The organism is Ruegeria sp. CK3 (genome assembly GCF_056536565.1).
This window is the reverse complement of sequence record NZ_JBQFPV010000005.1, coordinates 85,702-108,618: the sequence shown is the minus strand read 5'-3', so window position 1 is coordinate 108,618 and position 22,917 is coordinate 85,702. Positions and strand designations below refer to the sequence as shown.

At 58.7% G+C, this 22,917-nt stretch carries 20 protein-coding genes; 11 read left to right on the top strand and 9 right to left on the bottom strand.

Annotation, left to right across the window (positions count from 1 at the left end; translation table 11 throughout):
- Nucleotides 1-5 precede the first annotated feature (5 nt).
- Nucleotides 6-1,577, bottom strand: a complete 1,572-nt coding sequence (locus ACR0C3_RS08170; protein WP_170637123.1) for a Re/Si-specific NAD(P)(+) transhydrogenase subunit alpha — start codon at nucleotides 1,575-1,577, stop codon at nucleotides 6-8.
- 130 nt (nucleotides 1,578-1,707) lie between these two features.
- Nucleotides 1,708-2,157, bottom strand: a complete 450-nt coding sequence (locus ACR0C3_RS08165; protein WP_419738318.1) for a methyltransferase family protein — start codon at nucleotides 2,155-2,157, stop codon at nucleotides 1,708-1,710.
- A 193-nt stretch (nucleotides 2,158-2,350) separates the two neighbouring features.
- Between ACR0C3_RS08165 and kynU the strand changes: the two genes are divergently transcribed.
- Entirely contained in the window at nucleotides 2,351-3,544 is a 1,194-nt protein-coding gene (kynU, locus tag ACR0C3_RS08160; RefSeq protein WP_480758015.1) for a kynureninase, read from the top strand.
- Here the strand turns inward: kynU and ACR0C3_RS08155 are convergent.
- The gene (locus ACR0C3_RS08155) at nucleotides 3,537-4,115 is read right to left on the bottom strand and encodes a TetR/AcrR family transcriptional regulator (protein WP_480758014.1); all 579 of its coding nucleotides are present in this window, start codon (nucleotides 4,113-4,115) and stop codon (nucleotides 3,537-3,539) included. The two genes, kynU and ACR0C3_RS08155, sit on opposite strands and share 8 nt — an antisense overlap.
- Before the next feature lie 97 nt (nucleotides 4,116-4,212).
- Here ACR0C3_RS08155 and ACR0C3_RS08150 point away from each other — a divergent pair, with 97 nt between their 5' ends.
- Both ACR0C3_RS08150 and ACR0C3_RS08145 read left to right on the top strand, forming a co-directional pair.
- Nucleotides 4,213-4,677 (top strand): (2Fe-2S)-binding protein, encoded by a 465-nt coding sequence (locus tag ACR0C3_RS08150; RefSeq protein ID WP_170660676.1) that lies wholly within the window; start codon nucleotides 4,213-4,215, stop codon nucleotides 4,675-4,677.
- A 3-nt stretch (nucleotides 4,678-4,680) separates the two neighbouring features.
- Nucleotides 4,681-6,921 (top strand): xanthine dehydrogenase family protein molybdopterin-binding subunit, encoded by a 2,241-nt coding sequence (locus tag ACR0C3_RS08145; protein ID WP_480758013.1) that lies wholly within the window; start codon nucleotides 4,681-4,683, stop codon nucleotides 6,919-6,921.
- A gap of 50 nt (nucleotides 6,922-6,971) precedes the next feature.
- On the opposite strand, the gene ACR0C3_RS08140 is transcribed toward ACR0C3_RS08145, so the two are convergent.
- The 3 genes from ACR0C3_RS08140 to ACR0C3_RS08130 form a co-directional block, all read right to left on the bottom strand.
- Nucleotides 6,972-7,751 carry a gamma-glutamyl-gamma-aminobutyrate hydrolase family protein gene (locus ACR0C3_RS08140; protein ID WP_170467954.1) on the bottom strand — a complete coding sequence of 260 codons (780 nt, stop codon included), beginning with the start codon at nucleotides 7,749-7,751 and terminating at the stop codon, nucleotides 6,972-6,974.
- 229 nt (nucleotides 7,752-7,980) lie between these two features.
- The gene (locus ACR0C3_RS08135; protein WP_480758012.1) at nucleotides 7,981-8,406 is read right to left on the bottom strand and encodes a GlcG/HbpS family heme-binding protein; all 426 of its coding nucleotides are present in this window, start codon (nucleotides 8,404-8,406) and stop codon (nucleotides 7,981-7,983) included.
- A gap of 95 nt (nucleotides 8,407-8,501) precedes the next feature.
- On the bottom strand, nucleotides 8,502-10,637 hold the full coding sequence (locus tag ACR0C3_RS08130) for a malate synthase G (protein ID WP_480758011.1): 2,136 nt from the start codon (nucleotides 10,635-10,637) through the stop codon (nucleotides 8,502-8,504).
- A gap of 207 nt (nucleotides 10,638-10,844) precedes the next feature.
- On the opposite strand from ACR0C3_RS08130, the gene pepN reads away from it, so the two are divergent.
- From pepN to ACR0C3_RS08100, 6 genes are all read left to right on the top strand, one after another.
- Nucleotides 10,845-13,397, top strand: a complete 2,553-nt coding sequence (pepN, locus tag ACR0C3_RS08125; protein ID WP_480758010.1) for an aminopeptidase N — start codon at nucleotides 10,845-10,847, stop codon at nucleotides 13,395-13,397.
- The gene (locus ACR0C3_RS08120) at nucleotides 13,394-13,822 is read left to right on the top strand and encodes a hypothetical protein (protein ID WP_170375047.1); all 429 of its coding nucleotides are present in this window, start codon (nucleotides 13,394-13,396) and stop codon (nucleotides 13,820-13,822) included. Before pepN ends, ACR0C3_RS08120 begins: the two co-directional genes overlap by 4 nt.
- Before the next feature lie 125 nt (nucleotides 13,823-13,947).
- Nucleotides 13,948-15,201, top strand: a complete 1,254-nt coding sequence (locus tag ACR0C3_RS08115) for a hypothetical protein (protein WP_480758009.1) — start codon at nucleotides 13,948-13,950, stop codon at nucleotides 15,199-15,201.
- A gap of 69 nt (nucleotides 15,202-15,270) precedes the next feature.
- Entirely contained in the window at nucleotides 15,271-16,782 is a 1,512-nt protein-coding gene (gene gatB / locus ACR0C3_RS08110; RefSeq protein ID WP_480758008.1) for an Asp-tRNA(Asn)/Glu-tRNA(Gln) amidotransferase subunit GatB, read from the top strand.
- Nucleotides 16,783-16,870: 88 nt separating this feature from the next.
- Nucleotides 16,871-18,115, top strand: a complete 1,245-nt coding sequence (pepT, locus tag ACR0C3_RS08105; RefSeq protein WP_480758007.1) for a peptidase T — start codon at nucleotides 16,871-16,873, stop codon at nucleotides 18,113-18,115.
- An 80-nt stretch (nucleotides 18,116-18,195) separates the two neighbouring features.
- Nucleotides 18,196-18,609 carry a DUF4177 domain-containing protein gene (locus ACR0C3_RS08100; protein WP_480758006.1) on the top strand — a complete coding sequence of 138 codons (414 nt, stop codon included), beginning with the start codon at nucleotides 18,196-18,198 and terminating at the stop codon, nucleotides 18,607-18,609.
- A gap of 54 nt (nucleotides 18,610-18,663) precedes the next feature.
- On the opposite strand, the gene ACR0C3_RS08095 is transcribed toward ACR0C3_RS08100, so the two are convergent.
- Together ACR0C3_RS08095 and ACR0C3_RS08090 are read right to left on the bottom strand one after the other, a co-directional pair.
- Nucleotides 18,664-19,344 carry a hypothetical protein gene (locus ACR0C3_RS08095; protein WP_480758005.1) on the bottom strand — a complete coding sequence of 227 codons (681 nt, stop codon included), beginning with the start codon at nucleotides 19,342-19,344 and terminating at the stop codon, nucleotides 18,664-18,666.
- Nucleotides 19,345-19,483: 139 nt separating this feature from the next.
- The gene (locus ACR0C3_RS08090; RefSeq protein ID WP_480758004.1) at nucleotides 19,484-19,738 is read right to left on the bottom strand and encodes a BolA family protein; all 255 of its coding nucleotides are present in this window, start codon (nucleotides 19,736-19,738) and stop codon (nucleotides 19,484-19,486) included.
- 107 nt (nucleotides 19,739-19,845) lie between these two features.
- On the opposite strand from ACR0C3_RS08090, the gene ACR0C3_RS08085 reads away from it, so the two are divergent.
- Nucleotides 19,846-20,472, top strand: coding sequence for a J domain-containing protein (locus ACR0C3_RS08085; protein WP_480674475.1), 627 nt, complete (start codon nucleotides 19,846-19,848; stop codon nucleotides 20,470-20,472).
- Between the two features lie 7 nt (nucleotides 20,473-20,479).
- On the opposite strand, the gene ACR0C3_RS08080 is transcribed toward ACR0C3_RS08085, so the two are convergent.
- Nucleotides 20,480-21,376 carry a Hint domain-containing protein gene (locus ACR0C3_RS08080; protein WP_480758003.1) on the bottom strand — a complete coding sequence of 299 codons (897 nt, stop codon included), beginning with the start codon at nucleotides 21,374-21,376 and terminating at the stop codon, nucleotides 20,480-20,482.
- A gap of 529 nt (nucleotides 21,377-21,905) precedes the next feature.
- On the opposite strand from ACR0C3_RS08080, the gene cobS reads away from it, so the two are divergent.
- Entirely contained in the window at nucleotides 21,906-22,892 is a 987-nt protein-coding gene (gene cobS, locus ACR0C3_RS08075) for a cobaltochelatase subunit CobS (protein ID WP_170375030.1), read from the top strand.
- The last annotated feature ends 25 nt before the right edge of the window (nucleotides 22,893-22,917 follow it).

Here is a 22,917-nt window from a genome sequence, read left to right as displayed (position 1 = left end):
CCTCCTTAGGATTTCTGGAACATGGCGAGCATGCGCCGGGTTACGAGGAAGCCGCCGAAGATATTGATCCCGGCCATGAAAACGGACAGTGCCGCCAGCAGAATAACCAGGAACGACCCGGACCCAATCTGCATCAACGCCCCAACGATAATGATCGACGAGATCGCGTTGGTGATCGCCATCAGCGGTGTGTGCAAGCTGTGCGCAACGCCCCAGATCACCTGAAAGCCCACAAAGATCGCCAAAACAAAGACGATAAAGTGCTGCATGAAGCTTGCCGGAGCGATCAGCCCCACCAGCAACATCAGCGCGCCACCGACACCCAGCAGGGTGAACTGCTGTTTGGTCTGCGCCTTGAAGGCTGCAATTTCCTGCGCCTTTTTTTCTTCCGGGGTCAGTTCCTTGACCTCGGGTTTCTTTTGCGCCGCAATCGCCTGCACCTTGGGCGGTGGCGGCGGGAAGGTGATCTCACCCTCATGGGTCACGGTTGCACCGCGGATCACGTCATCTTCCATATCGTGATTGATCTGACCGTCCTTCTCGGGCGTCAGATCCGCCATCATATGACGGATGTTGGTCGCATACAGAGACGACGACTGCGCTGCCATCCGGCTGGGGAAGTCGGTATAGCCGATGATGGTCACGCCATTGTCGGTCACGATCTTCTCATCCGCGACGGTCAGCTTGCAGTTGCCGCCTTTTTCTGCCGCCAAATCCACGATGACCGAGCCCGGCTTCATCGCTTCGACCATATCCTTGGTCCAAAGCTCAGGCGCTTCGCGGTTCGGGATCAGCGCGGTGGTGATGACGATGTCCATTTCCGGAGCAAGCTCACGGAACTTGGCCAGCTGCGCTTCGCGGAACTCTTCCGACTGAACGCTGGCATAGCCGCCGGTGGCAGCACCGTCCTGCTGGTCTTCTTCAAAGTCCAGGTAGACAAACTCGGCCCCCATCGACTCGACCTGTTCGGCCACTTCGGGGCGCACGTCGAACGCATAGGTGATCGCGCCCAGCGACGTGGACGTCCCAATCGCCGCCAGACCGGCCACACCCGCGCCAACGATCAACACCTTGGCAGGCGGCACTTTACCGGCCGCCGTCACTTGACCGGTGAAGAAACGGCCAAAATTGTTACCCGCCTCGATTACCGCACGGTAACCGGCGATGTTCGCCATTGAGGACAAAGCGTCCATCTTTTGCGCACGGGAAATACGCGGAACCATCTCCATCGCAATTACATTCGCGCCTTTGGACTTGGCAGCCTCCATCCCCTCTTCGTTCCCTGCCGGGTTGAAGAAAGAGATCAGCGTCTTGCCTTTGGTCAGGCGCTTCAACTCAGTCTCATTCGGCTGGCGCACCTTGGCGACGATGTCCGCAGCTTTCCAAAGTGACGCCGCGGTTTTCATAACCTCGACACCGGCCTCTTTGTAAGCCGCATCAGAAAAGCCCGCCGCAGCACCGGCACCCTTTTCGATCAGGCAGTCATAGCCCAGTTTTTGCAGCTGGCGCGCCGAGTCCGGCGTCATCGCCACCCGGTTCTCACCGTCAAAAACTTCTTTTGGCGTTCCTATCTTCAACGGAGAGCCTCCTTTACTTTCGATATGTTCGCGCGAGTTCTTTGCATCTTTTGTTCAATCCCCACCTACATTGCGAAAGATTATTTCGCAACTGCAGCATTCGTTACGTTGTGTCATTGGCAGCACACCTTCAAATCCAACGCCGCGTCTTTTGCGCATAACGGGCGAAGTCAGCGCGAAATTTGCGGCGCAAGCGATCCTCTTCCGGCTCGATAAAGCGGCGTTCCAGGATCCAGACGAAAATCGGCACGAGAACCAGCGACAAGACCGCATCGAAGCGCAGGATCAAACCGGTCAGGATAAGAACGTCCCCCAGATAGATTGGGTTCCGGCTGCGTTTGAAAATTCCGCTTTGCACCATGCTGGATGGGGTCTGGTGTGGCATTACCGTCGTCTGATGGCGGCGGAATTCGACGACCGCCAGAACAGCCAAAAGAATACCGCCCCCGATTAGCACGCCGCTGGCAAGATCAGTCAACCACCCTTCAAGGGACAGTCCAAAGGACAGGTGTTGCGCTTGAAACCACGCGAGGCAAGCCGCCCCCAGCAACCAGATCGGAGGGATGTCGATTTTCTGCATTCGCGCTGATTACCTGTCGATATCTCTCAAAGAAAGTGTCGTTTTCGACAGTTTGTCTACCGCTTTCCGACCTTAAGATCAAAACATCAAAAGGTCGCGGCAATTTATTTCGAAGATATGCGTCGGTAGACAGCGCTTAGCGCATCCGATAGCCAACGGATATAACCAAAATAAACAACAGGGCCCAGCCGGAATGACCGACTTCAAAGCAACCAAAGCCATGTTCGAACTGCCCGAAGGCATTCTCTATCTTGACGGCAACTCTCTGGGTCCGTTGCCAAAGGCGGTTGATGCGCGTCTGCACCAGACGGCGACGCAGGAATGGGGGCAGATGCTGATTACCGGTTGGAACAAGGCCGGATGGATGGGATTGCCTACGGGTCTGGGGGATCGGATCGGATGCCTGATCGGGGCAGAGGCAGGCAGCGTTGTGGTGGGTGATACGCTGTCGATCAAAGTCTATCAGGCCGTTGCTTCGGCGTTGGAGCTGAACCCGAACCGCAAGGTTGTGCTGTCGGACAACGGCAATTTCCCATCCGATCTGTATATGGCGGACGGATTGCTGCGCTCGCTGGGCGCGGAGTACGAATTGCGCGTCGTCGCCCCGGAAGAGGTCGCCGAAAACATCACCGAAGAGGTCGCCGTTCTGATGCTGACCGAGGTCGACTATCGCACCGGCCGTATGCACGACATGAAGGCCCTGACCGAATTGGCCCATGCCAACGGTGTGGTAACGGTTTGGGATCTGGCCCATTCTGCCGGTGCAATTCCGGTCGATCTGGCCGGGTGCAATGCCGATTTCGCGGTCGGGTGCACATACAAATACCTCAACGGCGGCCCAGGTGCGCCCGCGTTCATCTACGTTGCTCCGCGCCTGTCCGACCGCGTCCGCCCGGCGCTTTCGGGATGGCTGGGGCACGAAGCACCCTTTGCCTTCGATCTCGACTATCGTCCCGGTTCGGGGATTGAGAGGATGCGGGTCGGCACCCCTCCAGTCTTGCAAATGGCCGCGCTGTCTGCGGCGATGGATGTATGGGACATGGCAGAGATGGTCGATGTCCGGGCGAAATCCATCGAACTGACTGAGTTGTTCATTGCAAAGGTCGAGGCCACCTGCCCCGGCCTAACCCTTGCCAGCCCACGCGATCCGGCGCGGCGCGGCAGTCAGGTTTCGTTCCACTTTGCCGAAGGCTACGCCGCCATGCAGGCGCTGATTGCGCACGGCGTAATCGGAGATTTCCGCGCACCGGACATCATGCGCTTTGGCTTCACGCCACTTTATGTTGACGAAAGCGACGTGGAACAGGCCGCAGAGATTCTGGCGGATATCATCACGAACGACCTGTGGGACCAACCCGAGTACAAAATCCGCCAGCGGGTTACCTGACCTCGAGCCCGGCGCCCAGCAATTCCGCCAATTGCGAGATGCGTGTTTCGAACTCATCAGCGTTGGTTGCAGTCATCTTTACGCCCATCAGGGTCGCAGTGATGGTCTTCGCCGTCTCGTCCGGGCCGTTGGGCAGACGAACGCGTCCCGCGCTTTCTTCACGGCGCAACCAGTCGGCATAAAGCGCGGTCATTTCCGCCTCACCCTCGGCCAGAATGTCCGAGGCGGTCGATTTGCTGGTATCCAGCATCTCGCGCCCGTGGGGAGAGGTCAGTATCTCAGCCAACCCCTTGATCTGGCCGTCAATCGCACGCGCCAAACGCTGGGACACGCTACCACTGCCCGACAAGGCCCGCGATACGTTTGCGGTCTTCTCGGCGTAGTGCGCGCGCGTCAGGCTGCGCACGATCGCCTCTTTATTCTTGTAGTGCAAATAAACGGCCGGGCGCGACATACCCGCCCCTTTGGCGATATCATCCATCGAGGTTTTGCGAAACCCATAGGCCGCAAATGCCTCAAGCGCCGACGCAAGAATGGCCTGTTGCCGCGGATCGTCCTGTTTTTCTGTCATGAAACCGATCTGACATTTTTCGTATAATTTGTCAATTGACACACTGACACTTTCAGGCAATTATGTCAGAAACCGCCACAGCTACGAGAGGTGTGCCATGGCAACCGCGCTGAAGATCAACGGCAAGCAACATCAGGTTGACCTGCCCGAAGACGTCCCCCTGCTTTGGGTCCTCCGGGATGAGGTCGGCCTGACCGGAACAAAATTCGGCTGCGGTGTGGCCGCCTGCGGCGCGTGCACCGTGCATATCGATGGTGAGGCCGTGCGATCGTGCCAGGTGTCGCTTTCGGATGTCTGGGGCGATGTGACTACGATCGAAGGCATCGGTTCGCCCGAAGCGATGGCCGTGATCCAGCAGGCCTGGGTGGATCATCAGGTAGCACAATGTGGTTATTGCCAGTCCGGTCAGATCATGCAGGCGGCGGCTTTGTTGGCCGAAAACCCCGCTCCAACGGATGCGGACATAGACGACGCGATGCAGGGCAACCTGTGCCGCTGTGGCACCTATCCCCGCATCCGCGCCGCGATCCAAGACGCCGCTGGCAAGTTGCAGGAGGCTTAAGAGATGGGAAAAGTTGGGAAAATTCTGCGCCGCACCTTCCTGATTGGCTCGGCTGCCATCGTCGGCGGTGTGGCCTTTGGGGGTTACTACGTTACCCGTCCCGCCCCGAACCCGCTGAAACCCGGCGAGGGAGAGGCTGCGCTGAACCCATTCATTCTGATCGACCAGAATGGCGTGACCCTGTTCGCCCCGCGTGCCGAAATGGGACAGGGCATTAAGACGACCTGGGCTGCTTTGATCGCCGAGGAGTTGGACGTCGATCTTGACCAGATCAACGTGCTGCATGGCCCTGCTGCGGCGGCGTATTACAATTCCGCATTGGTTGGCGAAGGACTGCCGAACAAGGGCTACGACATCTCGAACTTCCAGCACAATCTGGGTGAGGCGCTGGGTGTCCTCGGCAAAGCGCTGAGCCTTCAGGTCACCGGTGGCTCGACCTCGATGAAAGACGGGTTCGAGCGGATGCGGCAGGCCGGCGCGTCGGCCCGCGAGACACTGAAACGGGCAGCTGCCGACCGTCTGGAGGTTAACCCGTCGCAACTACAGACGGCCTCTGGGCACGTCATCGCGCCCAATGGCGACAAGATCGCCTATACCGACCTCGCGATGGATGCGGCCGGTCTTGAGCCGGTCGAGGTGCCTCTGCGTGACCCGTCCGAATGGCGGTATCTGGGCCAGACCCAACCGCGTCTGGACATGGTTGGCAAAGCGACGGGTACTGCTGAATTCGGCGTCGATGTCCGCCTGCCCGGTATGAAATTTGCAGCCGTGCGCATGAACCCCAAGCTGGGCGGCGCGATGAACGGCTATGACGACAGCGCCGCAAAAGACATGCCGGGCGTCGAACAGATCGTCGATCTGGGCACTGGCGTTGCGGTCATCGCCAACAACACATGGCTCGCCAATCAAGCGGTTGAGGCGATCGACGTTGATTGGGGGGATGCCCCCTACCCGCCGGAAACCGACGGCATCTTCGCCAAGATCGCCGAGGCGTTTGACGATTCCCCAAACTCGACCATGCGCGACGACGGCGACGTCAGCGTCACGCCCGAGGGCGCGACCGAAATCACCGCCGAATACCGCCTGCCCTATCTGGCGCACGCTACGATGGAGCCGATGAACGCCACCGCGCTTTTCACCGGAGACGCGCTGGAACTGTGGTGCGGCAATCAAGCGCCCACTCTGATCCAATTCCGCGTCGCCAATACCGCCGGTCTGGATACGGATGCGGTGCAGATCCACACCACCTATCTGGGCGGTGGGTTTGGTCGTCGTGGGGAACTGGATTTCGGCGAGATCGCCACCAAGGTCGCCATGGCGATGCCCGGCACTCCGGTCCAGACGACCTGGAGCCGCGAAGAAGACATGCGCCACGACTACTACCGCCCTGGCGCAATCGCTCGACTGCGCGGTGCTGTGAAGGATGGCAAAGCGGTGCTGATCGACGGCGCGGTTGCCTCGCAATCCTGTACGCAGCAAGCGGTTGAGCGCTATACCGGAATGCCCGGTGCGGGCCCTGACAAAGTTCTGGTCGAGGGCTTCTTCAACCAACCTTATGCGGTTCCGAACTACCGGATGAGCGGCCATATCGCGAAGCTCGACGTGCCTGTTGGCTTCTGGCGCTCGGTCGGCAATAGCCATAACGGCTTTTTCCATGAGACCTTCATGGACGAGATGGCCCACGCCGCAGGCCGCGACCCGCTGGAGTTCCGGCTGGAGTTGATGAAGACCGAGCACGCCCCTTCGGCAGGTTGCCTTGAGGCCGTGAAAGAGATGTCGGGCTGGACGGGTCAAACTCCGGCTGGCGTCGGTCGAGGTGTCGCCTTTACCTACAGCTTCGGCACTCCGGTCGCGCAGGTGATCGAGGTGGTCGACGAAGACGGCACGATCCGCATCAACAAGGCGTGGATCGCTTGTGACATGGGTCTCGCGTTGGATCCAGAAAACGTCAAGGCGCAGATGTTCGGCGGGATGATGTATGGCCTGAGCGCCGCTTGCCACGGCGAGATCACCTTTGCCGAGGGCGAAGTCGAGCAGTTCAACTTCCCCGACTATGACGCACTTCGCATGCACACGGCTCCGCAGGTCGAAGTGCGCGTTCTCGAGACCAACCGCCATATGGGCGGCGCAGGTGAGCCCGGTACACCCCCCTCGATGCCGGCCTTAGGTAATGCGCTGTTTGATCTGACCGGAGAACGCGCGCGAACCCTGCCGCTGATCAATCAGTTCGACCTACTGATTTGATCGCGACGCACCGGTCCGGCATCCCCTCCCGGCCGGTCCGGTGCCAAAACTTAAGCTGTCTGTTGCAGGAACCGCGTGCTTGATCCTGCGGACCAGGCTTTGACGGCCGCGCCAAACGCCTCAAACAACGGGCGCGAGACCGGGTCATTTGCAGCATCCCATTCCGGGTGCCATTGGACCGAGAGGGTGAAGCCCGGCGCATCTTTGACATAAATCGCCTCGGGCGTGCCATCCGGTGCAAGGCCGTCGATCACAACGTTCTGACCTACGGCCTTGATCCCCTGACCGTGCAGCGTATTGGTCATCACTTCGCGCGCGCCGAACAGCCGGTGGAACACGCCGCCTTCGTTCAGAGTTACGACGTGGCGAAGGGCAAACTTCTCCTCAAGCGTTCCATCCGGAGGCATCCGGTGGTTCTGCCGCCCCGGAAGGTCGCGGATCTCGGGATACAGCGTCCCACCCATCGCCACGTTAACCTCCTGAAACCCCCGGCAAATTCCAAAAAACGGCTGGCCCCGCTCAACACAGGCACGCACCAGCGGCAAGGTGATCGCATCGCGCGCCCGGTCGAAATCGCCATGCGCTTCAGTCGGCGGCTCACCGTATTCCTCGGGGTGAACATTCGGTCGACCGCCCGTCAGAAGAAACCCGTCGCAGGCGTCCAGCAACTCCTCGACCGAGACGTATCGTGGATCAGCCGGGATCAGCAGTGGCAAACACCCTGAAACATTCGCAACGGCATCCGAGTTCATCGTGCCACCGGCATGCGTCGGGTAGTTGTCATTCATCAAGTAAGAGTTGCCGATGATACCGACGACGGGTCGAGACATTCTGCTTTCCTAATTTGTTTCCAAAACTTGAGGAAAAGCTATCGGCAGGGACAACAGCGCGCAATAGCACAGGCCCTGTGTGTCAGCGCAAGTACCTGTTCAATGTCGCACATCTATGCATCCGACGGGACAGTGCCACAATCGGGCTCCCATTGCCCGCTAAACGTGCAATACAAAAACCCAAGTTGAGTAAGAGAGCCAGCGCAGGCTCTCCCCTTCTTCAAGGAAATCAGCTTTCGCCAACAAGGTTCGCGGCTTCGATCCCTGCCATCGCAGCAAGCACGTCATTGTCCGAAGTGTCGCCTGTCACGCCAACGGCACCGATCACGGCCCCTTTCTTGTCGCGCAGCAGCACACCGCCCGGCACCGGAACCACCTGCCCGCCATAGACGCCATTCACCGCCGCCATAAAATAGGCCTGCGCTTCGGCCCGCTGCATCTGCGCCGTCCCGGCCATTCCCAACATGACCGAGCCGTAGGCCTTGCCCTGCGCAATTCCGAACCGACCTGGGGCCGCGCCATCTTCGCGCTCGAACGCAATGACATGACCGCCCGCATCCAGCACAACGACCGAAAGCGGTTTCAACTCCAACCGACGCCCCTCTTCCAGAGCTCTACGAATGATGGTGCGCGCCTTGCGCAAGGAAATTGCCATGCCTGATCCCTTTCATCTGGCTAAAAAAATCCTCGGGGGAGTCGCGCCTCTGGCGCGATGCGGGCAGACAGCCCCCTCGGTCCCGTCCTATCCACTTAACCCAAGCTGGCTTTCAACTCCAAACGGCGGGCATGCAGGACCGGCTCAGTATAGCCCGACGGTTGCACACGCCCCTTGAACACCAGATCGCAGGCCGCTTGGAAGGCAATGCCATCAAAACCGGGCGCCATCGGATGATAGGCTGCGTCTCCTTCGTTCTGACGGTCCACAACAGCGGCCATCTTCTGCATCGCCGCCATCACCTGTTCTTCGCTGATAACACCGTGGTGCAACCAGTTTGCCAGCGCTTGGCTGGAAATCCGACAGGTCGCGCGGTCTTCCATCAAACCAATGTCGTTGAGGTCCGGCACTTTCGAGCATCCAACACCCTGATCGACCCAGCGCACGACGTAGCCCAGAATACCCTGCGCGTTGTTCTCGATCTCTCGGGTGATCTCATCATCGCTGAGGTTGCGGCCAGCCAGCAGCGGAACGGTCAGCAAATCCTCCAACGTTCCGCGCGCGCCTCCGGCAGCCAGCTCGTCCTGACGGGCCAGAACGTCGACCTTATGATAGTGCGTAGCATGCAAAGTCGCAGCGGTTGGCGAGGGAACCCATGCGCAGGTGGCACCGGATTGCGGATGGCCGATCTTTGCCTCCAGCATATCGCGCATGCGATCGGGCATCGCCCACATGCCTTTGCCTATCTGCGCCTTGCCTTTCAGGCCGCAGGCCAGACCGATATCGACGTTGCGATCCTCGTAGGACGCAATCCACGGTGTGTTCTTGATATCGCCCTTGGGCAACATCGGGCCTGCCTCCATCGAGGTGTGAATCTCATCCCCGGTCCGGTCAAGGAAACCCGTGTTGATGAAGGCCACGCGCGATTTCGCTGCCCGGATACATTCCTTGAGGTTGGCCGAGGTGCGCCGTTCCTCATCCATGATACCCAGCTTCACGGTGTTGCGCGGCAAGCCCAGGATGTCTTCGACCATATCGAAAATCTCGACCGAGAAGGCGACCTCTTCGGGTCCATGCATTTTGGGCTTCACCACGTAAACCGACCCGGTGACCGAGTTGCCGCCGTCGCGCGCCAGATCATGCATGGCAATCAACGTGGTGCAAAGAGCGTCCATGAGGCCCTCGCCGATCTCGTTGTCTTCGGCATCCAGCACGGCCGGGTTGGTCATCAAATGACCCACATTGCGCACCAGCATCAGGGAGCGGCCTTTCACACGCGCATCAGCACCGTTCACGTCTGTGAAGTCCAGATCAGCCGCCAACCGGCGGGTAAATGTCTTGCCGGATTTGCTAACCTCTTCGGTCAGGTCACCCTTCATCAGACCCAGCCAGTTGCCATAGGCAACAACCTTGTCAGCGGCGTCCACGCAGGCCACGGAGTCCTCGCAATCCATGATCGTCGACAACGCGGACTCGAGCCGCAAGTCCGAGATGTTGGCCGGATCAGCAGCGCCAATCGCGCTGATTGGGTCGATCATGATCTGAATGTGAAGACCGTTGTTTTTCAACAGGATGAACTCGGGCTTTTCAGCGCCGCCGCCATGGCCCACAAAGCTGGAGGCGTCCTCCAGAGCAGGAACCAAAGCGCCTGCCTCAACGCTCAGCTTCGTGACATCAGCCCAGGATCCGCTGGCCAATGGCACAGCATCGTCGAGAAACGCTTTGGCCCATGCAATGACACGCGCGCCGCGGGCGGCATCGTAGCCGCCGCCCGCAGGCAAATCGCCCATCGCATCCGTGCCATAGAGCGCATCATACAAGCTGCCCCATCGGGCATTCGCGGCATTCAGAGCAAAGCGCGCATTGGTGATTGGCACAACCAGCTGAGGGCCGGGCGTTGCGGCGATCTCGGGGTCGACATTGGCGGTTTCGATCTGGAAGTCTTCACCATCTTCTACCAGGTACCCGATCTCGTGCAGGAACGCCTGATAAGCCTCGGCGTCGTGGTCCTGACCTTTGCGATCCAGGTGCCATGCATCCAATTGGTCCTGAATCTCTTTGCGTTTGGCGAGTAAGGCGCGGTTCCTGGGGCCTAATTCGGATACCATGCGCGACAGGCCATTCCAGAAGGTCTCGGCGGTGACACCGGTGCCGGGCAAAGCCTGACCTTCGATGAATGCGACCAGAACCGGATCGACCTGAAGTCCGCTGCGTGTCTGTCTGCTGGCCATTTTCTTCCTCTCCCACGAATGTACGCCACTGTATGCCGTCAGCATTTAGAGCGAAAGTTTCCGATAGGCAACGTATGCCGCTACGTTCTGGTAAGAAAATCTTACCAAAATGCGAAATCAACGCCGCAAACAGCGGATACAGGCGGCTTGCAGCCCTGCCGCGATGCCCCTAACGTCGCCCTCGACCCAACCTTTGCGAGGCCCCCGATGCGCGACGCCGCCCCCACCACGATCTATCTGAAAGACTACACCCCCTTCGGGTATCTGGTGGACAATGTGCATCTGACATTTGATCTCGCAGCAAATGCCACCCGCGTCACATCCCACATCGCCTTTCGTCCGAACCCTGAGGCCAGCGATCGCACCTTTTTCCTGCATGGCGAGCAACTGAAGTTGATCCGCGCATCTATCGACGGTGCCGAAGTGTCCCCGACCCTCACGCCTGAGGGGCTGACGGTTGCCGCCCCCGACGCCCCCTTTGTCTGGGAGGCGGAAGTCGAGATCGACCCCGGCAATAACACCGCGCTTGAAGGGCTCTATATGTCGAACGGCATGTATTGCACCCAGTGCGAGGCCGAGGGATTCCGCAAGATCACCTACTACCCGGACCGCCCCGATGTGATGTCGACCTTCACGGTGCGCATCAATGGCGACCTTCCGGTGCTGCTGTCCAACGGCAACCCGTCCGGCAAAGGCGAAGGCTGGGCCGAATGGACGGATCCATGGCCCAAACCCGCCTACCTGTTTGCTCTGGTCGCTGGCGACCTGATCGCGCATCCGGGCCAGTTCACCACCATGTCGGGCCGCGAGGTAGAGCTGAACCTCTGGGTGCGCCCCGGTGACGAAGGCAAATGTGCCTTCGGGATGGAGGCGCTCAAGAAGTCCATGAAATGGGATGAGAACGTTTACGGCCGCGAATACGATCTGGACGTGTTCAACATCGTCGCCGTGGACGATTTCAACATGGGCGCGATGGAGAATAAGGGGCTGAACATCTTCAACTCTTCGGCCGTTCTGGCCAGTCCGGAAACCTCGACCGACGTAAATTTCGAACGGATCGAGGCGATCATCGCACATGAGTATTTCCACAACTGGACCGGCAACCGCATAACCTGCCGCGACTGGTTCCAGCTGTGCCTCAAAGAGGGGCTGACCGTTTTCCGCGATGCGCAGTTCACCTCGGATATGCGCTCGGCACCGGTCAAGCGCATCCACGACGCCATCGACCTGCGCGCACGGCAGTTCCCCGAGGACAATGGTCCGCTGTCACACCCCGTCCGGCCCGAGAGTTTTCAGGAAATCAACAACTTCTACACCTCAACCGTCTATGAGAAAGGTGCCGAGGTCATCGGCATGCTGAAACGCTTGGTCGGGGATGAGGCCTATGGAAAGGCGCTGGATCTGTATTTCGATCGCCATGACGGGCAAGCCTGTACGATCGAGGATTGGCTTCAAGTCTTTGAGGACACAACAGGCCGCGACCTGAGCCAGTTCAAACGCTGGTACAGCCAGTCCGGCACCCCGCGCGTATCCGTGGCGGAGGAATGGGCGGATGGTACCTACACGCTGACGCTGAGCCAACGCACCGACCCGACTCCGGGACAAGAGGATAAGCAGCCTCAGGTCATTCCCGTCGCTGTCGGCTTGCTGGGCCCGAACGGCGACGAGGTTCACGCAACCCAAGTGCTGGAGCTGACCGAGGCCGAGCAGAGCTTTTCCTTCACCGGGCTTGCGGCCAAACCCGTGCCCTCAATCCTACGCGATTTCTCGGCCCCTGTGATCCTTGAACATGACACTTCGAATGCTGAGCGCGCCTTTCTGCTGGCCCATGACACCGATCCGTTCAACCGCTGGCAGGCCGGGCGCTCGCTGGCCGAGGACAGTCTGCTGCGCATGATCACCGAAGAGGCGACGCCGGATTCCGACTATCTGGATGGCCTGCTGGCTGTGCTGCGCGATGAAACACTGGACCCGGCCTATCGGGCCTTGATGCTGGGCCTTCCGACCCAATCCGAACTGGCCGCCGCCCTGCATGACAAGGGCGTCACACCCGACCCGATGGCCATCTGGACCGCTGTCGAGACTCTCCGTCAAGCCACTGCGCAACACGTACAGGATCTTCTGCCCAAGCTGCACAGCGAAACACTTGTGGACGCGCAATACCAACCGGATGCGGCGCAATCCGGCAAACGTGCACTGGGCGGAGCGGCGCTTGCTCTTACCTCTCGTCTCGACGGCGGCAGCAAGGCAGCAGACGCGTACCAAACTGCCGACAATATGACACTGCAACTGACCGCCCTGTCCTGCGTGCTGCGCGCGGGCAAAGGTGAGGCGGAACTGAGCGCGTTCTATAACCAGTGGAAACATGACCGGCTGGTGGTCGACAAATGGTTTGGTCTGCAGGTCTCGATGGCCGCCCCTCAGAGAACAGTAGAGGCCGCGCGGACCCTGACAGAGCATCCCGATTTCAATTGGAAAAACCCCAACCGATTCCGCGCCTTGATGGGATCGCTGGCCATGAATCACGCGGGTTTCCATCAGGCAGACGGAGCGGGCTATGCCCTGCTTGCCGACTGGCTGATCCGGTTGGACCCGGTGAACCCGCAGACCACGGCGCGTATGTGTTCAGCGTTCCAGACGTGGAAACGATATGACGCCGACCGTCAGGCGCTGATGCGCGCGCAGCTGCAACGGATCGCCGACACGCCCGACCTGTCACGCGACACGACCGAGATGGTCTCGCGCATCCTCGGCGCATGACCTCGTTCAGCTTTACACGGCAAAACCGGAACCCACGTGTGGTGATCTTGCTGATCTGCATCTACGCGGTGCTGATCGGCCTGATCATTTTCCTGAACGCGGCCTGGTGGTTGATGGCGTTGCTCGCGCTGGCAACACTCCCGGCCGTCTGGGATATCGTAAAAGACACCAGCGCCGGGGTCGAACTGACCGGCGAGAAACTGCGCTGGTTCACCGGTCAACGCAGCGGCGGACTGGACCTGTCCGAGGTTGACCGGTTCCGATTTGACACCCGCTGGGATTTCTCGGTCCGCGTCTCGGCAGTGCTGAAATCAGACAAGCGCCTCCGCCTGCCGGATGAGTCGCTGCCCCCACACAAAGAGTTCGAAGACGTGTTGCAGCAGGCGGGATTTACCGTTGAGCGTCATCATTTTAGGGTTTTTTGAAACAATCCCAGGACCATAGGCTAATTGACCACACCTCGGACTAACGTGCGCAACGACTCCTTGAAATAGACACAGTTTTTGGCAAACTGAACGCGTTACACGTTTGTTACAGTTCGAGTTTTGCCATGTTTCGGTCTTTCAGGGCGGCTGCCGCCCGTATTTTCGGCTCTTCCAGTCCCACCTCTACGCCTTTGCCCGCGTCTGTTGCGGATGCAACCGCGTGGCTTGTCGCCTCGGGGCAGTTGAACATCCCTATCGCGGAAACAGATGACACCGCCGGTCATCAGGTTATTGAACGCGGACGCCATCTGGCGCGTCAGGATATGTGGGTCGAACTCTCAAAAGACATGCGGGCCGCGGATGAAGCACGTGAAACCACGCCCTGCGGTCAGCCGGTTGCCGACCTGTTGGGTTTCGGGGCCCGGGCAGATGTTGTGCTGGCGGCGGAACATGCCTTGTCGGATGGCAGAACTCAGTCAGACTATGACTTTCTGGCAGGCATCTCTGAACTGGAGGGTGAAATTCAGAACCACCCCGGTGACCCGATGATCGCCCTTGTGGTGGCATTGGCTCATATTGATTTGGCTTGGGCATGGCGCGGGACAGCAGACCCCAAAGACCTACCCGCACTGCATCAATCTCGTTGCGCCGCGCATTTCGACCGCGCTGCCGATTTGCTGAAGGACTGCCGCTCTGCCATGCCGAACAGCCCAGCGATTGCCGCTGCGGATTGTGCCCTTTTGGCGGGCCATGTCAGCCCACGCACCCGTGTGGCAGACAAATACGAAGAGCTGATCACGCTTGACCCGCAAAACCATCGCCACATGCGCGCCATGGGCAGCCATCTGTTGCCACGCAGGTTTGGAACCTACGACCAGCTGGAAGTTCAGGCCCTACGCAACGCCGCGCGCACTCAAAAAACATGGGGCGCAGGTGGCTATACCTGGGTTCAGTTCGATGCCATTGCACTGGATGACGAAGCCTGCGCGCGTGTGGACGTCGAGTATTTTCTGGAAGGCTTACATGACATCGTCGAACGCCGCCCCGACCAGCAAACGATCAACCTGTTAGCGGCCTATTGCTCGGTCACGTTGCAGAACGGGATGAGCCGCAACCCAAAGGCCGACATCGCCCGCAAACAGATTTGCGAGGCTGCAAACTGGCTGATCCGCGATCACCTGACCGAGCTGCACCCCCTGATCTGGGCCCATGCGGCGAACGGGTTCAGCAACAGCCTGCGCGTCAACTCGACCGAGCGCTTCGCCGCACGTGGCCGCCGGGATGCTCTGCGCGCGATCGCTGATCAACTGCGCGAAGAACTGCGCAATGGTCAAAGCGTGACCTTCACGCCTACAGGGTTGCAAGTCTCAGGGAACTAACCCCTTGCCCCTTTGGCGCGCCGGGCCTAATACGCAAGCCTAGACTTCTGCGGAAATTAGAGGCGCGACATGCTCGACCTGACATACGAAATGCCGAAAATCAAAACCATTGCCGGGGCCAAGCACGATTGGGAACTGGTGATCGGGATGGAGGTGCACGCTCAGGTCTCATCCAATGCCAAGTTGTTTTCCGGCGCGTCGACCCAATTTGGGGCCGAGCCGAACTCGAACGTGGCCTTCGTGGACGCGGCGATGCCTGGCATGCTGCCTGTGATCAACGAATATTGCGTGGAACAGGCCGTGCGCACGGGTCTGGGCCTGAAGGCGGATATCAACCTGAAATCGGCTTTTGACCGCAAGAACTATTTCTACCCTGACCTACCGCAGGGCTATCAGATCTCGCAGCTTTATCACCCCATAGTGGGCGAAGGCGAAGTGCTGGTTGAGATGGGCGACGGCACCGCGCGCATGGTTCGCATCGAACGTATTCACATGGAGCAGGACGCGGGCAAGTCGATCCATGACATGGACCCGCATATGTCCTTCGTCGACCTGAACCGGACCGGCGTCTGCCTGATGGAGATCGTCAGCCGCCCCGACATCCGTGGCCCCGAAGAAGCTGCCGCCTATATCGGCAAGCTGCGCCAGATCATGCGCTATCTGGGCACCTGTGATGGCAACATGCAGAACGGCAACCTACGGGCGGACGTGAACGTCTCGATCTGTTTGCCGGGCGCGTATGAGAAGTATCAGGAAACGCAGGACTTCTCGCATCTGGGCACCCGCTGCGAGATCAAGAACATGAACTCGATGCGCTTTATTCAGCAGGCGATTGAGGTCGAAGCCCGCCGTCAGATCGCCATCGTCGAAGCTGGTGGCAAGGTCGATCAGGAAACCCGCCTGTACGATCCTGACAAGGGTGAGACCCGCTCGATGCGGTCCAAGGAAGAAGCGCATGACTACCGCTATTTCCCGGACCCCGACCTGCTGCCTTTGGAGATCGAACAGGCATGGGTCGACGACATCGCCGCCAATCTGCCTGAGCTGCCCGACGAGAAAAAAGCGCGGTTCATCGAAGCGTTCGGCCTGACCGACTATGACGCCTCAGTCCTGACCGCAGAGGTCGAAAGCGCCGCCTATTTCGAAGAGGTCGCAAAAGGCCGCAACGGCAAACTGGCCGCGAACTGGGTCATAAACGAGCTGTTTGGTCGCCTGAAGAAAGAAGACCACGACATCACCGACTCGCCTGTATCTCCGGCGCAGTTGGGTGGGATCATCGACCTGATTTCCTCGGATGCCATCTCAGGAAAAATTGCCAAGGACCTGTTCGAAATCGTCTACACCGAAGGCGGTGACCCGGCGCAGATCGTTGAAGAGCGCGGTATGAAGCAGGTCACCGACACGGGTGCCATCGAGGCCGCTTTGGACGAGATCATCTCTGCCAACCCGGCGCAGGTTGAAAAGGCCAAGGTGAACCCGAAGCTGGCAGGCTGGTTTGTCGGTCAAGTGATGAAAGCCACCGGCGGCAAAGCCAACCCCAAGGCCGTGAACGAGCTGGTTGCCCAAAAGCTGGGTTCGTAAGCCCGTTTTCACAGTTAAGCGACGGAGTCAGGCCACCCGCTTGACTCCGTTTTCTTTTACGCCCTTTCTTCCGCGCAGGAGAGGTGCCATGACCAGAAAATTCGATCAGGAACTTGAAGACCGGCTGATGCGCTACGCGGCCATCGACAGCCAAAGCGACGAGACATCGCCTTCGACCCCGAGTACGCCCATTCAGTTCGACATGCTGAACCTATTGCAGCAGGAGCTGACGGAAATCGGCGCGCAGGATGTCGAGATGACCGGCGACAGCGTCGTTGTGGCGACCATTCCTGGCACCGCCGAGGGGCCGACCGTGGGGTTCCTCGCCCATGTCGATACCGCCCCGCAATTCAACGCAACGGGCGTCAAACCGCGCGTCATCAAAGGCTACAATGGCGGTGAGATCACCTTTCCCGATGATCCCGATCTGGTTCTGTCCCCGGACGAATACCCTTATCTGGCCGAAAAGATCGGCCATGATCTGATCACCGCTTCGGGCACCACCCTATTGGGCGCTGATGACAAGGCCGGCGTTTCCATCCTGATGACCATGGCGCGGCACCTGATCGAAAATCCAGACATTCCACACGGGCCCATCCGCATTGCCTTCACCCCGGACGAAGAAATCGGACGCGGCGTGACCGAACAATTGCCCAAGGACCTCAAGGCCGATTTCGCCTATACGCTGGACGGGCAGGAAGTGGGCGAGATCGAATATGAAAGCTTCTCCGCCGACCGTGCGGCGATCAAGGTCACCGGCGTGTCGATCCATCCCGGTCTGGCCAAGGAAAAGATGGTCAATGCCACCCATCTGGCCGCAAAGATCGTGCAGACCCTGCCGCAGGCCACACTGACCCCCGAAGTCACCGATGGGCGCGAAGGGTTCATCCATGTCACCGACATGAATGGCGGCTCGTCCGAGATGGAGATCAAGCTGATCCTGCGGGATTTCGAGATGGAAGGGCTTGAGGCCCAGCGCGATCTGGTGCGCAAGGTCTGCGACGCCGTTCAGGCCTCCGAGCCGCGCGCGACCATCACCTGCGACATCAGCCATCAATACCGCAACATGCGCTATTGGCTCGAGAATGACATGACCCCCGTCGATCTGGCGCGCGAAGCCTGTCAGGAACTGGGGATCGAGCCGCTCTCGGTTCCGATCCGCGGCGGCACCGACGGCTCTCGCCTGACCGAATTCGGCACACCCTGCCCCAACCTGTTCACCGGCATGCAGTGCATTCACGGACCACTGGAGTGGATTTCGGTGCAGGACATGGCACTGGCGACCGAGCTTTGCCTCTCGGTTGTGACCAAGGCGGCGCAGAGAACCGGCTGATTTGCGCCACTCGCGCAACGTCTCTTTCACCCGGCGACTTGCGTGATAAGTTGACGGCCAAAGGTACAAGGGAACAGTCGATGCCGCGCTACGAATACAAAGTCATTCCGGCCCCGCAAAAGGGCGCGAAGGCCAAGGGCGTCAAAACGCCCGAAGGCCGCTTTGCCACCTCGGTCGAGCAGGTGCTGAACGAGATGGGCCAACAGGGATGGGAATACCAGCGCGCCGAGTTGCTGCCCAGCGAGGAACGCTCAGGCCTGACTGGATCAACCACGAACTGGCGCAACGTGCTGGTGTTTCGGCGGGTGATTGAGGCCGAGGCCACCGAGGTAGTGGCCCCCGTGGCCCCAAAAGTTGACGATGTAGCCCAAGCTCAACCCATTCCCGGACCGCAGGATGTCAAAGCGCCCGAGGCGATTGCAGAAGACGCAAATGAGCCGCCGCTTACTTTGAAACCGGAACAGGATGTCGAAACGTCCAAGTCTTCCGACTGATCGGAAATCTGCGGTGGCCGGGATTGAGCCTCACCGCCCCTCTAGCTACGCAGGCTATTTGGCGTTGCACCTGTCCGGCAAAACCAGTGAGGCAAGGCTTTCAATAAACATGGGTTTTTTGGACGATGCATGTTTTGAGCAGATCGGGGCCAGCCAGAGCTTTTTGTCGGTTCGTGCGTCAACCGATTTAACCAAGTACGCCTCTTTTGTGGGCTTGCCACAAGGGGTGATGGCACACCTTTCGCGCTTGGATTTGGCGTTGAGCTGATAGTGCTCCAGAGCATCTTTGCATTTGCACTTTGGCTTGGGCGCTTTCTTTACAACTTTGATTTCAAAATTGTCATTGCGATTCGACGTCTTGGTTGTCTTGCCACACTTTCTTTGTGCTTTCTCAGCGATCAATTCGCATCTCGCACTGATATAGAACGGGTTTTTATGGCTAGGGTTGTTGTGCTTGGCACATAACGGGATCAACCAGGATTTCGGAAACTTCCGGCCTTTGTCTATTTCATAGAACTTGATATGCGCCCCATGAACTGCGTCGGCACTACACCCCAGATAGACGCATCTCGACCGGCTGGATTTTGAGTTGTTCTGCCAATGCGCCAACCAGCTGTCGCAGCACTGGCACTTTCGAACACCCGATCCGTCCTCGTTCAGAACGGGATGCCGGTCTTCCATATATTTCTGTTTTCCGTCGACTCCGAACTTGGAGGTCTTGTCAAATTTGGGCATTCACAACCCCTGAAACCAATGCATGGCGCGGCAGGCAAATCACCGCCCGCGCCCCAAAAACCGTAATCAGGTTAGCATATTTTCAGAAATGCGAGAACCTACAGGTACTGATCCATCCCAAACTGTCAACAAGACCCATTCAAACCCCAATATCCAACGCCAAGGCATGGATACGCGGCACAACGTCGCCCAGCGCTTTGTGAACCGCACGATGTCGAGCCACACGAGATTGGCCCTCGAATGCAGCGGCGCGGATGCGGACGTTGAAATGGCTCTCGCCACCTTCCTGAAACCCGGCATGGCCTCGGTGACTTTCACTGTCATCCACAACCTCAAGCTCGCGCGGATCAAAGGCTGCCTGCAGTCGGGTTCGGATTTCTTTGCTCACGGTCATTTTTACGCTCAGCGGCAAAAAACTTGCCGCCCCCCTCTTCTACTTTCGGCTGCTTAGACTAAACTGCTGCCTCCGAGTCGAGAAGATGCGTTCTTAAGGATCACAGCATGACGAAATCAGACCCTTTCGGATTCGATATGTCCGTCTCCAGCGCCAAGAAAAAGAACCCGCGCGGGCGTCGGGGTATGTCAGGCGCATCTGAAACCTCGGTGCGAATCTGTGATCATCCGGGCTGTGAAGAGGCGGGCAAGTATCGCGCGCCCAAGGCCCCGGACGTTCTGGATGACTTCTTCTGGTTCTGCCAGCAGCATGTGCGCGAGTACAATCAGAAGTGGAACTTCTTCGACGGTACGACCGAGGCTGAGCTGAACGCACAACGCACCAAGGACAAAGTCTGGGAGCGTGAAACCAAGCCCATGGGCGACCCCGAAGCACGTGCTTGGGCGCGTCTTGGCATCGAAGATCCGCATCAGGTTCTGGGGGCAAATAGCACCCAGAACAAAGGCCGCACCTCGGGTGGCGGTGGCCGTCGCCTGCCCCCCACAGAACGCCGTGCCATCGAGATTCTGGAGGCCAATGACAGCTGGTCCAAGGCCGAGGTTCGCAAGGCCTACAAGAAGCTGATCAAGGTTTTGCACCCGGACATGAACGGCGGCGACCGTTCTCAGGAAGAACAACTGCAAGAGGTCGTCTGGGCCTGGGATCAGATCAAGGACAGCCGGAACTTCAAGTAGGCTGCTCTTACCCTGGCAACAAATCCCGCAATACTTCTGCTTCGGGTCGCTTCAGACAACGCAAGTGTGTGCGCTGTCGCTGCACTGAAGCCGGATTACTAAGCTCGGGAAACAAGGCACGCAATTCCTCGACATCTTCGCGTTGGAATGATTTCAACGCAAGATCACCGAGAAACAAGCTTTCGCTTTGCAAACCATGTGACGATAGGACCACATGTCGACTACAGGCAATGTGGAAATAAGTTACAGGTGCCACAGGCGGCATTTGACGGATCAAACCATCGTTCACCAAGTGTATTGCGGCACAAAAAACCCGAGGCTCGCCAAAAAGAAGCTCGGCCCGCCAACCTTCCAGCACAATCCGATGCTGGGGGGAAACAAATAAGTCTTGGCTGGGCAGGTCATCGCCCAAAGCGCCGCGCTGAATCCGGACGGGCCTGAACTTTGGATTTTTGCACAACGCGTTCGCGCTGAGAGTTCTTTTGCCTATCCAGATGATCGGCAGTGTTTGCCCGCCTGCCACACAGACCCGATCCCCAGCCATCAAAGAGTCTACAGGGCGTGGCCCGCTTTCTGTGTCAATCAGCGTTCCAGCTACAAAACAAGGCGGGTTGACCGGGTCGAGGTCACTCACGGTGATCTCCCAATTCCCGGTGCTGAGAGACCCGGTCGGATCGACACTATTGAAAGCGTAAATCTGCCCACCTACTTGGATAAAATCCGCGGTTTCACTGGTCCCGCGATAGTTCCCCTGACCGAGATAGGTGTAAGGCACGAAGGTCGTGCCGCCATCGAAAGAAACCGTTTGCCCTGAGATAATCGCAGGTGTCGTTGACCCCTGAACTATGAGGTTACCAGTGCCGCCGGTCTCGTTCACCGAGTAGAGGGTCGCGTCAAAAGGCATTCACTGCACCTTGCCGGTCGCCAACAGGTAACAATTGAAGCCGCCCTGATTTAACAGAGGATATCGCGAACACCTTAACCCCCTACATATAGCCCATTACACATGCGGACTTTGCTCATTTTACCCTTCAAATAGGCCCATTCAAAGAAATATTTAATTTCTTGAATTTAAATCCTTATCCGTCTCGGAGTGAGGCGTCCTCTAAACGATGATTGAATGAACGGACTCTCAAACTTGTCGTTGAGCAGGAGTTCAAGCCCGAGCCCAGACCGCGACTTGCCGTAGTTGCCGCGCGAATAGAGACATCAGGTTTTCATAAGGTTGACGATTTATTGAAGAACCCAACCCAAGCCGCTTGCTCAAGGCTACTCTAACACGACCCCGCCCTTCCCGCAGATAAGGCCAGTTGATAAGAAACATCCTGTCAGCGTTTTTAGCGCGCGGCTTTCCCTTGCCCTTGGTCGGAATATGTTGCACCACACACGGGTTCAAACCCGGCAAGACGGGCCTAAGGATAAGGACAAGACGAATGGCTGACGGATCGATTGATATCAACGCAAAACCCACCGAAGAGATCTCGGTCCGTGACGTGTTCGGCATTGATACCGACATGGCGGTCAAAGGTTTTGCGGAACGTAGCGACCGGGTGCCTGCGATTGACCCGACCTACAAGTTTGACCCGGAGACAACTCTGGCGATCCTGGCAGGTTTTGCGCATAACCGTCGTGTGATGATCCAGGGCTATCACGGCACAGGTAAATCGACCCATATCGAACAGGTTGCCGCCCGCCTGAACTGGCCCGCCGTGCGAGTGAACCTGGATAGCCACATCAGCCGGATCGACCTGATCGGTAAGGATGCGATCAAGCTGCGTGACGGCAAGCAGGTGACCGAATTCCACGAAGGCATCCTGCCCTGGGCCCTTCGCAACCCTGTCGCCATCGTGTTCGACGAATATGATGCGGGCCGGGCGGATGTGATGTTCGTGATCCAGCGCGTGCTCGAGCATGACGGCAAGCTGACCCTGCTGGACCAGAACGAAATCATCACGCCGAACCCCAACTTCCGCCTGTTCGCCACCGCGAACACTGTGGGTCTGGGTGATACCACCGGCCTGTACCATGGCACGCAACAAATCAACCAGGCACAGATGGACCGCTGGTCGCTGGTCTCGACGCTGAACTACCTCAGCCACGATGCCGAGACGATGATCGTTCTCTCGAAAGCTCCGCTGTATAACACGGCTGAGGGCCGCAAGACCGTCAGCCAGATGGTCACCGTTGCCGACCTCACCCGGACCGCCTTCATGAACGGCGACCTGTCGACCGTGATGAGCCCCCGGACCGTGATCAACTGGGCCCAAAACGCCGAGATTTTCCGCAATGTTGGCTACGCGTTCCGCCTGTCCTTCTTGAACAAATGCGATGAGCTTGAGCGCCAGACCGTGGCCGAGTTCTATCAGCGCTGCTTTGACGAAGAACTGCCGGAAAGCGCGGCGAGCGTGAGCTTGGGCTGACGCCGAATTGCGCCCACTTCGGGCG

Excerpts from the sequence above, each read along its gene's own strand:
- ACR0C3_RS08165 (WP_419738318.1), bottom strand. The coding sequence starts at position 2,157 with ATGCAGAAAATCGACATCCCTCCGATCTGGTTGCTGGGGGCGGCTTGC.
- ACR0C3_RS08085 (WP_480674475.1), top strand. The coding sequence starts at position 19,846 with ATGACGAAATCAGACCCTTTCGGATTCGATATGTCCGTCTCCAGCGCC.
- ACR0C3_RS08150 (WP_170660676.1), top strand. The coding sequence starts at position 4,213 with ATGGCAACCGCGCTGAAGATCAACGGCAAGCAACATCAGGTTGACCTG.
- ACR0C3_RS08145 (WP_480758013.1), top strand. The coding sequence starts at position 4,681 with ATGGGAAAAGTTGGGAAAATTCTGCGCCGCACCTTCCTGATTGGCTCG.
- kynU (WP_480758015.1), top strand. The coding sequence starts at position 2,351 with ATGACCGACTTCAAAGCAACCAAAGCCATGTTCGAACTGCCCGAAGGC.
- pepT (WP_480758007.1), top strand. The coding sequence starts at position 16,871 with ATGACCAGAAAATTCGATCAGGAACTTGAAGACCGGCTGATGCGCTAC.
- ACR0C3_RS08115 (WP_480758009.1), top strand. The coding sequence starts at position 13,948 with ATGTTTCGGTCTTTCAGGGCGGCTGCCGCCCGTATTTTCGGCTCTTCC.
- cobS (WP_170375030.1), top strand. The coding sequence starts at position 21,906 with ATGGCTGACGGATCGATTGATATCAACGCAAAACCCACCGAAGAGATC.
- ACR0C3_RS08095 (WP_480758005.1), bottom strand. The coding sequence starts at position 19,344 with ATGCCCAAATTTGACAAGACCTCCAAGTTCGGAGTCGACGGAAAACAG.
- pepN (WP_480758010.1), top strand. The coding sequence starts at position 10,845 with ATGCGCGACGCCGCCCCCACCACGATCTATCTGAAAGACTACACCCCC.
- ACR0C3_RS08130 (WP_480758011.1), bottom strand. The coding sequence starts at position 10,637 with ATGGCCAGCAGACAGACACGCAGCGGACTTCAGGTCGATCCGGTTCTG.
- ACR0C3_RS08155 (WP_480758014.1), bottom strand. The coding sequence starts at position 4,115 with ATGACAGAAAAACAGGACGATCCGCGGCAACAGGCCATTCTTGCGTCG.
- ACR0C3_RS08080 (WP_480758003.1), bottom strand. The coding sequence starts at position 21,376 with ATGCCTTTTGACGCGACCCTCTACTCGGTGAACGAGACCGGCGGCACT.
- ACR0C3_RS08140 (WP_170467954.1), bottom strand. The coding sequence starts at position 7,751 with ATGTCTCGACCCGTCGTCGGTATCATCGGCAACTCTTACTTGATGAAT.
- gatB (WP_480758008.1), top strand. The coding sequence starts at position 15,271 with ATGCTCGACCTGACATACGAAATGCCGAAAATCAAAACCATTGCCGGG.
- ACR0C3_RS08090 (WP_480758004.1), bottom strand. The coding sequence starts at position 19,738 with ATGACCGTGAGCAAAGAAATCCGAACCCGACTGCAGGCAGCCTTTGAT.
- ACR0C3_RS08135 (WP_480758012.1), bottom strand. The coding sequence starts at position 8,406 with ATGGCAATTTCCTTGCGCAAGGCGCGCACCATCATTCGTAGAGCTCTG.
- ACR0C3_RS08120 (WP_170375047.1), top strand. The coding sequence starts at position 13,394 with ATGACCTCGTTCAGCTTTACACGGCAAAACCGGAACCCACGTGTGGTG.
- ACR0C3_RS08100 (WP_480758006.1), top strand. The coding sequence starts at position 18,196 with ATGCCGCGCTACGAATACAAAGTCATTCCGGCCCCGCAAAAGGGCGCG.